This is a genomic window from Arthrobacter sp. P1_B11, assembly GCF_056406715.1.
In genome coordinates this window covers 214,720-226,735 of the sequence record NZ_JBFTZQ010000001.1, presented here as the reverse complement: position 1 = coordinate 226,735, position 12,016 = coordinate 214,720, and the positions used below count along the sequence as shown (strand labels likewise).

Here is a 12,016-nt window from a genome sequence, read left to right as displayed (position 1 = left end):
GCGCAAAGGCATCAGAGCGCGGGAGGCGAACCGGCGGCCCGGGACGCGAAGCGTATGACCCGTTTGTCGAAGAGCAGCACGATGGCCGCAGCGGCGGGGATCAGCATGGCTGCACCCGCCAGCGGGTAGCCACCCGTCAGGGTGGGGAATCCAATGGTGAGCACGAACAGCTGTGCCACCAGGGCACCTGCCCGCGGCCAGCGGAAGCCCCGGAACAGGAACACCGCAACGGCGTACAGCCAGGAAGCGAACGCCAGCAGCAACGCAAGTGTGAAGACGGCACCCCAGAAGGACAGGACAGGGGCTCCGGTCAGGAGTTGGACTCCGTACCACGCGGCAGCCGCCAGCAGGGCGGTGGCCTCGGCTGCGACAATCCCTGAAATGACGGCCATGGAGCGCGGGCGCGCAGTGCCGCTAGTGGAGTGCTCAGGCCTGTCGGGGCGCCGGGGAAACCCGTCATCGCTGGGCTCAGAGTCGGGGCTGGACGGGCTGGCTGGGGGTCTTGACACACTGGCACCATACCGGACATAGTCGGACAGACGGTGGGGGCTGTTGCCCGGTGTGATGCATCGCTCACGTTTCAGGGGGATTTCGTGGACCACTACCCCTTGTTTACACAGCGTTAACATGAAACGCTTGATCCAGATGACCAAGGGGGCCCGCTGGGCCCCTTTCCTTTGTAGGCCCTAGTGAATATTTTCACAAGTGGCAAATGACTTACCAGGAATGGAGTGACTGATCAGCATGGATTGGCGTAACCGCGCAGCGTGCCTCGACAAGGACCCGGAGCTTTTCTTCCCGGTGGGAAACACCGGCCCCGCGCTCCTTCAGATTGAGGAAGCAAAGAGCGTCTGCCGCAGGTGCCCCGTCGTCGACACCTGCCTGCAGTGGGCACTGGAGTCCGGCCAGGATGCCGGCGTCTGGGGCGGCATGAGCGAGGACGAGCGCCGGGCGCTGAAGCGCCGGGCTGCCCGCGCACGCCGCGCCTCCTGACGGACAGTTCAACAGATTCGGCGACGGCCGCGGACCGAGGGTCCGCGGCCGTCGCCTTTTCATAATTTTGCTTTGATGCCCGGGCGTTCGATGCCCGGCGGCATCAGCGGCCTGCGAGACTCAGCACGATCTGCACGGCGGTACCGCCGCCGTCCCGGGGCTTCCAATGGATGGTGCCGGCCAGCTCGCTCGTCACCAGGGTCCGGACGATCTGCAGTCCGAGGCCCTCGACGTGCGGGGTGTCCGGCAGACCTACCCCGTCGTCCGCAACGGTCACCGTAAGCAGCTCAGCCCCGTCATCGCCTTCGGATCTGTCAGCCAGCAGCCAGACAGTTCCGGTCCGCCCTTCCAGGCCGTGCTCGACGGCGTTCGTCACCAGTTCATTGATCACGAGCGCCAGCGGGGTGGCAAAGTCGCTTGGAAGCTCCCCGAACAGCCCTGATTTCTGCGTCCGCACCTGCTGGGACGGTGATGCCACCTCGGCCGAGAGCCGGAACTGGCGCCCAATGAGCTCGTCGAAGTCGACGCTCTGCGTGAGTCCCTGGGAGAGAGTCTCATGGACCAGGGCAATGGTTGCGACTCGCCGCATGGCCTGTTCCAGCCCTTGCTTCGCCTCGTCGCTCACCATCCGGCGGGACTGCATCCTCAGCAGGGCCGCGACGGTCTGAAGGTTGTTCTTGACCCGGTGGTGGATTTCCCGGATGGTGGCGTCCTTGGTAACAAGCTCCATTTCCCTGCGCCGCAGCTCGGACACATCGCGGCACAGCACGAGTGCCCCGAACCGCTGCTGCTCATCGCGGAGAGGGATCGCCCGCAGGGACAGGCTGACTCCCCTGGATTCGATCTCGCTGCGCCACGGCATGCGTCCGGTGACAACCAGCGGGAGTGTTTCGTCCACCAGGCGTCGGTCCTTCAGCAGGCCGGCGGTGACTTCCGCGAGGGAGCGTCCTTCCAGTGACTCGCCGTCGCCCAACCTTCGGAACGCGGAGACACCGTTCGGGCTCGCGTATTGCACGATCCCCTCGGCATCGAGCCGGATGAGCCCGTCGCCCACCCGCGGGGCCCCCCGGCGCGAACCCGTGGGCGAGGCAAAATCGGGCCACAGGCCCAAGGTGCCCATGCGCAGCAGGTCGTAGGCACACTGTCGGTAGGTCAGTTCAAGCCGGGACGGCATCCGCGAACTCGAAAGATCCATGTGTGACGTGACCACGGCCAGCGTCCGGCCGTTTCTGACCATCGGCACGGCCTCCACCCGCAGCGCCATGTCACTGCTCCAGTTCGTTTCACTGGAGCGCTCGATCGTGCGGCTGGCCCACGCCTTGTCCACTAGGGGCTGAAGATCGGACCGGATGCCCTCCCCGACGAAGTCGGCATGGAATACCGTGTGCGTCGTGGAGGGCCGCACGTGGGCAAGCGCCACGTAACCGTAATCCGGATGCGGAAACCAGAGGGCGAGGTCGGCAAAAGCGAGGTCGGCGACCATCTGCCAGTCACCCACCAGGAGGTGCAGCCATTCGGCATCCCCCGGCCCGAAATCAGCGTGTTCCCTGATGGGGTCCGTAAAGATTGCCACTGCACCTCCAGTTTTCGACACCGGGCAACGCCCTAGCGTCGGACGATTGACCTCAAGAGCCTCAATGCTACCGACAGCGAGGCCATATCGTCCGCTTCAAGGGCATTGACCTCGTCGAACATGCTCTTCGCGCGGCCCAGCTGTTCGGCATTCAGCTGCTCCCAGCCCTTGAGGCGATCTCCGGCCGGTGACCCTGAGGCAGTCGACTCAAGCACCGCCGTCGTCATGTCCGAAACGGTCGAGTAGAGGTCATCACGCAGCGCAGCCCGGGCCAGAGCCTGCCACCGGTCCCTCCTCGGCAGCGAACTGATCCGTTCGAGCAGGGAGTCGGCATGGAAGCGGTTAAACACCGTGTAGTACACGTGCGCGATTTCCTCCACCGGCTCCTGGCGGGCGTGTGCGATCTTGGCAATGTCCAGCAGGACGAAGCTCTCGAAAAGCTCGGCCCAGCGGTGGGCAAGATCTTCTGGCAGACCCCACGACCGCGCCTTTTCAAGCCACGCGGCCACCCGCTCGCGGTCGTCCCCTCGCAGGTAGTCCAAGACACGCGCACGCATCGGATCGATGAGCGGCTTGAACTCGGCGACGATGTCGGCAATGGGGCGGGACGTGGTTCCCTGCCCGAGCACCCAGCGCACGGCCCGGTCCAGAAGCCGCCGGATGTCGAGGTGGACCGTGCTCCAGTGTTCGGTGGGGAATGACGCCGGAAGGTCATTGAGTTCGGACACGATGACGTCCAGCTCATACACCTCACGGAGCGCAACGAACGCCTTGGCCACGGCCACTTCGCTCGCTGACGTTTCCTCCATGGTCCGGAAGGCGAAAGTGATGCCGCCCATGTTGATCATGTCGTTGGCGACGACCGTTGCGATGATTTCCCGGCGCAGCGGATGCGTGTCCAGTTCGGCGTCGAACCGCTCCCGCAGCTGCTCGGGGAAGTATCCGCGCAGCGTCTGCCTGAACCACGGATCGTCAGCGAGATCACTGTCACGAAGAGCAGTTGCGAGCTCGATCTTGGCATAGGCGGCGAGCACCGACAGCTCCGGGGATGTCAGCCCCTGCCCCTGCTCGAGCCGTTCGCGAAGGACCGCAGTGGACGGCAGCGCCTCAAGGTCCCTGTTCAGATCCGCCGACTTTTCCAGCCAGTCCATCAGCCGTTCGTAGCTTGGACTCCATTCGGCCACACGCTGACGGTCGTTGAGCAGCAGGATGTTCTGGTCGATGTTGTCTTCGAGGACAAGCCGCCCCACTTCATCGGTCATGGAGGCAAGGAACTCGGCACGTTCGTCCGGCTCAAGTTTTCCTGCCGCGACCATCCGGTCCACGAAGATCTTGATGTTGACCTCGTGGTCCGAGCAGTCGACGCCTGCCGAGTTGTCGATGGCGTCCGTGTTGAGGATGACGCCCTGCAGGGCCGCCTCGATGCGGCCACGCTGCGTCATGCCCAGGTTTCCGCCTTCGCCCACCACCTTCACGCGAAGGTCGCGCCCATCGACGCGGATGGCATCGTTAGCCTTGTCTCCGACCATGGCGTGGCTCTCGGTGCTCGCTTTCACATACGTGCCGATGCCCCCGTTGTACAGCAGGTCGGCCGGCGCCAGCAGGATGGCCCGCAGCAGTTCAGGCGGGCTCAGCTGGGTGGTGCTCTCGGGCAGGCCCAGTGCGGCGCGGACCTGCGCGGAGACAGGAATCGATTTGGCCTGGCGCGGGTAAACCCCGCCGCCTTCGCTGATGAGTCCCTTGTCGTAGTCGTCCCACGACGAGCGCGGCAGCTCGAACAGACGCTGGCGTTCAGCATAGGAGCTGGTCTCGTCCGGGTTGGGATCCAGGAAGATGTGCCGGTGGTCGAAGGCGGCCAGCAGCCGGATGTGCTTGGACAGCAGCATCCCGTTTCCGAAAACATCACCTGACATGTCGCCCACTCCGACGACGGTGAACGGCTCGGACTGCGTATCCAGGTCAAACTCACTGAAGTGGCGCTTGACTGACTCCCACGCTCCCCTGGCCGTAATGCCCATGGCCTTGTGGTCGTAGCCCACCGACCCGCCGGAGGCGAAGGCGTCACCCAGCCAGAATCCGTATTCAGCCGCAAGCCCGTTCGCGATGTCCGAGAAGGTTGCCGTGCCCTTGTCCGCCGCCACCACAAGGTACGAGTCGTCGTCGTCGTGCCTGACAACATTCCCCGGCGGAACGAGCTGTTCACCCTCGGTGCCCGTAACGAGGTTGTCGGTGAGGTCGAGCAAGCCGCGGATGAACGTCTTGTAGCTTTCGATGCCTTCGGCCATCCAGGCTGCCCTGTCCGCCGCCGGATCAGGCAACCGTTTGGCGAAAAAGCCTCCCTTGGCGCCCGTCGGAACGATCACCGCGTTCTTGACGGTCTGGGCCTTGACCAACCCCAGGATCTCCGTGCGGAAGTCCTCCCGCCGGTCGGACCAGCGGAGACCGCCGCGCGCCACTTTGCCGAAGCGCAGGTGGACGCCCTCGACCCGCGGCGAGTAGACCCAGATCTCGAACCTGGGCCGCGGGTAGGGCAGGCCTTCAATGCCTGAGGGGTTCAGCTTGAAGCTCAGGTAGGGCTTGTCCTGGTAGAAGTTGGTGCGCAGCGTTGACTCGATCAGGTTGGTGAAGGTCCGGAGAACGCGGTCCGCGTCGAGGGTCGCGACACTTTCGATGGATGCGGCCAGCTCGGCACGGACCTTTTCCTGCCGTTCGGAGCGCTCCAGTTCCGTCAGAGCTGGGTCGAAGCGCGCCTCAAACAGCGCGCTGAGCCCCTTCGTGACTTCCGGATTGGCCAGCAGCGTGTCTGCCATGAACTCGAAAGAATTGGTGTTGCCCATTTGCCGCATGTACTTCGCATATGCCCGCAGCACAACAATCTGACGCCAGCTCATGCCTTCACGAAGCACGAGGCGGTCGAAGCTGTCCGATTCGACGGCGCCGGAAACCGCCGCACCGAAGGAGTCCGCCAGCAGCTGGCCCGTTGACAGCGGCTCCACCCCCGCCGGGTACTTCAGTCCGAGGTCATACAGAAAGAAATCCCGGCTGTCTGAGGTTTCGATCTCGAAGGGCCGCTCATCCAGCACCTCAAGCCCCAGGTTGTGGAAATAGGGAAGGATCTGGCTCAGGCTTTTGGGTTCGAGCATGTAGAGCTTGACGCGGGCATCCTCTTCGAGCGTTGCCCCGGCGCCTTCCGGAAGATAGACGTGGACGCCTGGGCGCTCCTGCTTCGCTCCGGCACGTCGCTCGGCTGCGGCCCCGTACTTTTCAAACCTTTCGATGTCCTCCAGGGCGTCTTCAACCTCGTAGTCCACCCGGTAGGTTGCCGGGAACGCTTCCGCCCAGATGTCGGCGAGTTCTTTGGTGCCGGCGTTGGCGCTCCTGTCGCGCAGGACTTCACTGATGCCTTCGCCCCAGGACCGCGCGGCCCGGACGAGCCGCTTCTCAAGGTCCTCGGCGTTGACGTGCCCGACGTCTGCGCCCTTTGGCAACCGGATCCTGAAGAAGAGGCGGGCAAGCGCCGACTCCGTCATCCGTGCTTCGTAGTCGATGGATTCGGCGTGGAAGGTCTCGCGAAGTTCCCTCTCGATCCGGAGGCGGACGTTCGTGGTGTACCGGTCGCGCGGCAGGTAGACGACGGCGGACATGAATCGTCCGTAGATGTCGGGCCGCAGGAACAGGCGGGTGCGGCGGCGTTCCTGCAGGCGTTGGATGCCGGTCGCCGTCGCCGCGAGGTCCGGGATTTCAATCTGGAAGAGTTCGTCGCGTGGGTACGTCTCGAGGATTCCCACCAAGTCCTTACCTGAGTGCGAATCAGGCGGGAAGCCGGCGCTGCGGAGGACAGCTTCGACTTTTTCCCGGACGATCGGAATGTTCCGCACTGAACCGGTGTAGGCACTCGTGGCGAAAAGCCCGATGAAACGCTGTTCGCCGTTGACGTTTCCTGCGGCGTCAAAGCTCTTGACGCCGATGTAGTCGAGGTAGGCCGGCCGGTGCACCGTCGAGCGCGAGTTGGCCTTGGTGATCACCAAAGCTCTTTTTTCGCGCGCTTTCCGCCGGCCCGCATCCGTGAGGTGCTGGATGTGGGGAGTTTCGCGGCGGGCACGGAGCAGCCCCAGCCCGCTGTCCTCCCGGAGTTCCAGGACATCCTCGCCGGCATCGTTGACGAGATCGTACTCGCGGTAGCCGAGGAAGGTGAAGTTCCCCTGGTCCAGCCACCGAAGCAGATCCTGGGCCTGCCGCAGCTCTGCAATCTGGGCCGGATGGGCAATCTTGTCGAGCCTCTCGGCTATCTGCCGGGCCTTGTTCCGCATCTTCGGCCAGTCTTCGACGGCGGCGCGGACATCGCCAAGCACCCGTTCCAGTCCTCCGGTCAGGCGCCCCCTGGCTTCCGCGCTGGTGCGGCCAATCTCCACTGCGATCCAGGATTCCATGTGCGAAGCATTGTCGCCCTGGGCAATCAGGCGGGACAGACTGGGCAATGCAGCGGTGTCACCGCTGGAAATACCAATATTGGACGGAACCCTGTCCACTTTGACCAGCTCATTGGTCTGACGGTTGCGCGTGACCACGAACATGGGGTGGAGCACGAGGTGAATGGCAGAGTTCTGCCGGACCAGCTCTGCGTTGACCGAATCCACGAGGAAGGGCATGTCGTCGGTGACGATGTACACCACGCTGCAGTCGGCTTCTTCAACAATCGAGATGTTGGCAGTGCCGGGCTGACGGGTCGCCGCGACCCGGCGGTGCGTCTCTGCACGTGAGCTCAAAATCTCACGAGGGTACGAACGGGCATCCTCCTCCGCGAGGTGCTCATAGTAGTCCCCAAAGAAGCCCTCTTCGGCTCCGATTGAACGGGACTGATCCTCCACGCTGGACCCAGACGACATCGACAAACGCCTCCATCACAAGTTCGCGGCCGCACCGTTGCAGCCCTAATCGTGAGCCTAGCCCCTTAGCCTGCGCTTTGCTGTGGAAGGGAACACAGAGGATCGGCTATTTCGCTGGACAGGTGCACAAACGAGAGCGGCAATGGCGGACCGCAGCCGAGATTCCGGAGCCGCCTCCAGGAGTAACGACCCGGAAATCAGGGCGGCGTCACTGGCCCCTGGGTCCGCGGGAAGGAACGCCTTGATGCCGATTGCCGGCCCGTAGCGCTCCCACGCCTCCCGCAGCTGCCGTTCGGGTGAGCGGCCCACGGCGGCGGCCCGGACTTTGTTCATCACCACCTCCGGGTTCGCGCCGGGCACCGCAGTGTCCAGCTCGGCGAGTCCCCGCACAAGCCGAGGGACGCCCACAGAATCCGCAGACCCGACGGCGAAGACAGTGTCGGCCATTTCCAGGCTCCTGAGCGTAGCGGCATTCCGACGGGGCGCCATAGTGTCGAAGCTCAGCTCCTCGTCGGCCTCGAGACAAAAGCCCGTGTCCACAACGACAACATCGGCCACTTCCCTGGCCCGTTCCAGTACAAGTGCCATTGCAGCCGCCCGGAGCTCGGTCCAGCGGTCTGCCCGTGTTATGCCGGTCAGAACGCGGAAGGTCCCCGACTTAATGGCAACCGGCATGGCAACGCGAAGCAGCGCTTCACGGTCCAGGAGGCCCTGGTCGGCCAGCCTGCATGCCTGCGCCAGGCCGGCCGCTTCGTCCAGCAGTCCGAGGACTGCGCCAATGCTTGCAGCGTAGCTGTCGGCGTCGACGAGCAGGACGGACTTTCCCTCTGCAGCAAGTTCACCGGCAATGTTCACGGCCACCAGGGTGCGCCCGGGAGAACCGGCCGGCCCCCACACGGCGATGATCTTTCCGGTTCCGGCCGGCGCCGGGGCGTCGTCGACGTCGGTGGCATCCGCCCTCAAGGCGGCACCCGTCTCGGCGAAGCCCCGCTCGCCCGGAACCGGGGCGGTGATCCCGTGTCCGGAGAACTGTGCCACCGCTTCGGAGATGCGTTCGGCCAATGCTGCGGATTCGACGGTGGAAATGGCTGCGGACACACCGATGCCGCGCAGCCGCGCCGCCTCCTCCACATTGTCGGTCAGGGCGATGATCGCGACTCCCACCGCGCCGAGCCTGTCGACGAGGGAGGCTGTCAGTTCCTCGCTCCCCCCGGCCACGACGGCTGCCCGGGCGAGCCCGCTTTGGCAGGCAGCGAGCAGTTCTGTCAGCTCCGTGCACCTCCGCACCACGGTGACTGGCCCGTGGAGCCTCTCCAGGCCGCCAACCAGGTCCTCCTGGGCCTGTCCCACCGTGACAACGGGGATGCTCATTTGGCACCGCCGGCAGGATTCCACACCACGGAGATCTTGGCCTCGTTCGCCTGCGCGCCGAGAAGGGACGGCATCTGGTTGTCTCCGACAAGGACCATCAGAACAGTGGATTTGGAGGAACCCAGGGCTGTCGATCCCGGTGCTACGTGGGCGATTTCCGCACCCGGCAGCAGCAGCTTCGGCTGCGCAAAGCCGTTCCGGGCATCGGGCAGAGAAACCCATACGTCAACGCGGGTCCCTGCAACAGCCTGCTCCGGCAGCGCCTCCTGAACGGTGATGGCGACCGGCTTCCTGCCGAGGGCGTCCACGCTGCCCAGACTTTCCCTCGGCAACAGCTGGTCCTTACCGATCCGCTGGACCGCCACCAGGCCGTCGGGCATGCCGGTCTCCGCCGTGATGTAGTGCGGCTCCACCTCCCCCAGCCGCACTTTGACCCGGCTGACGTTTTCCGGCGTGAGCCTCTCTCCCACCGCAATCGCCTCACGGGCGGCAAACACTTCGGTGGTCTTGTCTGCACTGCCGACGAGCGATATGACACCAACCACCGAGGCAAGGACCAGCAGCACCCCAACCAAAAGCCGGGGATCCTTCCATGAAGGCTTCTTCAGACGGGCCCCGGTGGCCGTGGCGCTGGCACTCATGCGTACTGCTCCCCCTTGACGCGTAGGGCGCCTTCGGTGCGCCGGTCATGATCATTGTTACGGCATGCATGCCCAAACGGAAAGTCATAGGCGCAAACATCATCAAACTGTGGATAACGGCATCATTCGGCATCACGGGTGGCAGAATTGACCTATGCCCCGTTTCCTCACGCTTGCAGATGTAGCCGAGCAGCTCCAGATCAACTCGCCCGCAGCCTACGCGCTTGTCCGCAGCGGGGAACTGAAGGCCATCCAGGTGGGCGGCCGCGGTCAGTGGCGCGTCGAAGAGAAGATGCTCGAGCAGTACATAGAAGAGCGCTACGCGGAGGCCAGCCGGATGATCGAAGAGGCGAAGTCCAAGTCAGTCTGATCCCGCGCCACACCGGAATCGCTAGAGTTCTCCAGGCCGCATCGACCGCAAGGCACCCAACGAGCCGAACGGAATCGTAGCCACGTCCATGACGTTGGACGCCCGGCGCGCTTCGCCCGGCGCCGTGATCGCGAGATCAAAAAAGTCCCGCCCCACGCGGTCAATGACTCCGGGGATCCGCACCTCCCCCGCCGCGCCACTGGCCATCAGTACCGTCAGCCCCGCCCTGTCACGGGCAAGGCTCCGCAGCGCATTTGCCAGGCCCACCTTCCGCCGCACTGCCGACGGTTCGCCCACGGCCATCCGGCCCATCCCCACGTAGCGGGACACAGCGGCGTAGGGAATCAATACCTGGTGCGCCGCTTCGTCGAGCACCAGGCTTTCCGCACCCGCGTGGCTTAGCGTCCCGGTGAACGCCGATCCGGAGCCAAGATGAACGCCGACGTACCGGCCCAGTGATCCGCGGAGCCGGTCGGCCAACCCGATGGAAGCCGTGTCCGACCTGGATCGCTCCGATATTTCGGACTCGCGTCCCAAGACCTCGGCCTCGGCTATCTGCGCCTCCAAGTCCTCAAACAGAGCATTCCATCGCATGGCGCCAGCGTAGGCGGACCGGAGAGGCGGGTCAATGCAACCGCCTTCTGAAGACAAGTATCAGCCAACTATTGCAAACAGAGACCAATCGCATCAATATTGATCAAACAACATCAAACAGCATTAAACGAAGGGCAAAGCCATGCAGCCATCTAATCCCAGGACAGTCCGGTGCGATGCAGCCATGGCGCTCCTTGTCCTGGGACTCGGCTGTTTCCTGGTGTTGTCCGGCGCCGGCCTCCTCGACCGCTGGCAGCGATCCGCATCGCGGCGGCAGTCGATGGTCTTCGAGGATCTTCTCGGCCTGGTGGCGATAGCTGCCGGGTTCATCATCGCGGTCTGGTGGGTAGCGTCGCTCGTGGCGGCGTTTGCAGCAGCATTGCTTGAACGGACGGGCCGAAATCGTGCCGCCGCGCTGAGTGGCCGTTTCAGTCCCGCCTTCATGCGGCGGCTGGCACTCGCTGCCGTGGGAGTACAGCTCATTGGTGCGCCCCTTGCTCACGCTGCCCCGCCTGACGCCAGCCTGTCTTCCACTAGCGCCGCGGCGGTCTCGGCCGCGTGGGCGCCGACTGACGGCCAGTCCCTCACCGGCCCGATCCCGGCCTTGATCCGCCAGTCCGCCGCGCCTTCTAGGCCTGACGCCGTCGGCACCGGGCAGTCGGTTCCGGACGCCGGGCAGTCGGTGCCGGACGCCGGGCAGTCGGTGCCCTCCACATCGGACGTTCAGCCGCAGTGGCAGCCGCGCCCGCCCGTTACAGCTCCCCGGCTGGTGACCTCCGCGCGGGTCCGAGCGGCCCTCGAACTTCCCGACACGGCGCACCATGAGGTAGCGGTCAGGGCCGGTGATTCGCTCTGGACCATCGCCGCAAGGGCGTTGGGGCCGGAGGCGTCCGACGTCGAAATCGCCCTGGAGTGGCCCCGCTGGTTTGACGCAAACAGGGCAGCCATAGGCAACAACCCTGATGTGCTCCTGCCTGGCCAAGTCCTCAGGGCTCCCTGATTCCGGCAGCCCCTGCGCGCCTTCGCACCCGCGCCCCTTCGCACTATCGCACCTTCGCACCCGCGCCCCTTCGCACTATCGCCTCTGCGCACCTTCGTCACCGCAATACGCCGTGCCCGCAGTTCCACTTCAACCAAAGGACCGAATCATGACTGCCGTAACCTCAGTCCGGAGCGCGGGCACCATAGCGCACCCGGCAATCCCGTCCATAGGCATCAATGCGTCCGACGAGTTGCGGGAGATTTGTGCCATTACCAGATCCACAGTCCAGGCAGCCATAGAAGTGCTTGCCGGAACCAGGCCCATAAACCAGTTGGCGCGGCGGCTAGACCAACGGTGCCTAGTGGCGCTGCAGCACCGGGCTTGCCTTACCAGGCGGGAAGCTTCCCGGACTCCCCGCAAGCTGGGACGCCTCCATCGGAACCCGACGGTCCGGTCTGTGCGCGCCTGCGAGGTAACTCCGGACATCTATGAAGCAAGTGCGGTGGTCATCGACGAACTTCGGACCCGCGCAGTCGCTGTCCGGCTCGAACGCAGCAAACAAGTCTGGCGGGTGACGGCCCTGGAAATCGGATGAGGAAGCGCAAA

The 12,016-nt window shown here is 64.6% G+C and carries 10 protein-coding genes; 4 read left to right on the top strand and 6 right to left on the bottom strand.

What is annotated here, in order from left to right:
* Positions 1-11: 11 nt before the first annotated feature.
* Positions 12-509, bottom strand: coding sequence for a hypothetical protein (locus AC1D14_RS01015; RefSeq protein ID WP_230116999.1), 498 nt, complete (start codon positions 507-509; stop codon positions 12-14).
* 235 nt (positions 510-744) lie between these two features.
* On the opposite strand from AC1D14_RS01015, the gene AC1D14_RS01010 reads away from it, so the two are divergent.
* Positions 745-993 (top strand): WhiB family transcriptional regulator, encoded by a 249-nt coding sequence (locus tag AC1D14_RS01010; protein ID WP_003804966.1) that lies wholly within the window; start codon positions 745-747, stop codon positions 991-993.
* 103 nt (positions 994-1,096) lie between these two features.
* On the opposite strand, the gene AC1D14_RS01005 is transcribed toward AC1D14_RS01010, so the two are convergent.
* The 4 genes from AC1D14_RS01005 to AC1D14_RS00990 are packed head-to-tail and all read right to left on the bottom strand — an operon-like array spanning position 1,097 to position 9,464.
* The gene (locus AC1D14_RS01005; RefSeq protein WP_230117000.1) at positions 1,097-2,566 is read right to left on the bottom strand and encodes a sensor histidine kinase; all 1,470 of its coding nucleotides are present in this window, start codon (positions 2,564-2,566) and stop codon (positions 1,097-1,099) included.
* 32 nt (positions 2,567-2,598) lie between these two features.
* Entirely contained in the window at positions 2,599-7,452 is a 4,854-nt protein-coding gene (locus AC1D14_RS01000; RefSeq protein ID WP_230117001.1) for an NAD-glutamate dehydrogenase, read from the bottom strand.
* 57 nt (positions 7,453-7,509) lie between these two features.
* Positions 7,510-8,823 carry a CpaE/TadZ family protein gene (locus tag AC1D14_RS00995; RefSeq protein WP_230117002.1) on the bottom strand — a complete coding sequence of 438 codons (1,314 nt, stop codon included), beginning with the start codon at positions 8,821-8,823 and terminating at the stop codon, positions 7,510-7,512.
* Positions 8,820-9,464, bottom strand: a complete 645-nt coding sequence (locus AC1D14_RS00990) for a hypothetical protein (protein WP_230117003.1) — start codon at positions 9,462-9,464, stop codon at positions 8,820-8,822. The genes AC1D14_RS00995 and AC1D14_RS00990 overlap by 4 nt, the downstream gene beginning before the upstream one ends.
* Before the next feature lie 154 nt (positions 9,465-9,618).
* On the opposite strand from AC1D14_RS00990, the gene AC1D14_RS00985 reads away from it, so the two are divergent.
* Entirely contained in the window at positions 9,619-9,834 is a 216-nt protein-coding gene (locus tag AC1D14_RS00985; protein ID WP_230117004.1) for a helix-turn-helix domain-containing protein, read from the top strand.
* 21 nt (positions 9,835-9,855) lie between these two features.
* Here AC1D14_RS00985 and AC1D14_RS00980 read toward each other — a convergent pair whose 3' ends face one another.
* Positions 9,856-10,428 carry a hypothetical protein gene (locus tag AC1D14_RS00980; protein WP_476967930.1) on the bottom strand — a complete coding sequence of 191 codons (573 nt, stop codon included), beginning with the start codon at positions 10,426-10,428 and terminating at the stop codon, positions 9,856-9,858.
* Between the two features lie 184 nt (positions 10,429-10,612).
* Here AC1D14_RS00980 and AC1D14_RS00975 point away from each other — a divergent pair, with 184 nt between their 5' ends.
* Positions 10,613-11,428 carry a LysM peptidoglycan-binding domain-containing protein gene (locus AC1D14_RS00975; RefSeq protein WP_476967929.1) on the top strand — a complete coding sequence of 272 codons (816 nt, stop codon included), beginning with the start codon at positions 10,613-10,615 and terminating at the stop codon, positions 11,426-11,428.
* 148 nt (positions 11,429-11,576) lie between these two features.
* The gene (locus AC1D14_RS00970; protein WP_230117007.1) at positions 11,577-12,005 is read left to right on the top strand and encodes an Rv3235 family protein; all 429 of its coding nucleotides are present in this window, start codon (positions 11,577-11,579) and stop codon (positions 12,003-12,005) included.
* Positions 12,006-12,016 lie beyond the last annotated feature (11 nt).

What these genes read in the sequence shown, in the direction of transcription:
- AC1D14_RS00970 (WP_230117007.1), top strand. Translation starts at nt 11,577, where the DNA reads ATGACTGCCGTAACCTCAGTCCGGAGCGCGGGCACCATAGCGCACCCG.
- AC1D14_RS00975 (WP_476967929.1), top strand. Translation starts at nt 10,613, where the DNA reads ATGGCGCTCCTTGTCCTGGGACTCGGCTGTTTCCTGGTGTTGTCCGGC.
- AC1D14_RS00980 (WP_476967930.1), bottom strand. Translation starts at nt 10,428, where the DNA reads ATGCGATGGAATGCTCTGTTTGAGGACTTGGAGGCGCAGATAGCCGAG.
- AC1D14_RS00985 (WP_230117004.1), top strand. Translation starts at nt 9,619, where the DNA reads ATGCCCCGTTTCCTCACGCTTGCAGATGTAGCCGAGCAGCTCCAGATC.
- AC1D14_RS00995 (WP_230117002.1), bottom strand. Translation starts at nt 8,823, where the DNA reads ATGAGCATCCCCGTTGTCACGGTGGGACAGGCCCAGGAGGACCTGGTT.
- AC1D14_RS01000 (WP_230117001.1), bottom strand. Translation starts at nt 7,452, where the DNA reads ATGTCGTCTGGGTCCAGCGTGGAGGATCAGTCCCGTTCAATCGGAGCC.
- AC1D14_RS00990 (WP_230117003.1), bottom strand. Translation starts at nt 9,464, where the DNA reads ATGAGTGCCAGCGCCACGGCCACCGGGGCCCGTCTGAAGAAGCCTTCA.
- AC1D14_RS01010 (WP_003804966.1), top strand. Translation starts at nt 745, where the DNA reads ATGGATTGGCGTAACCGCGCAGCGTGCCTCGACAAGGACCCGGAGCTT.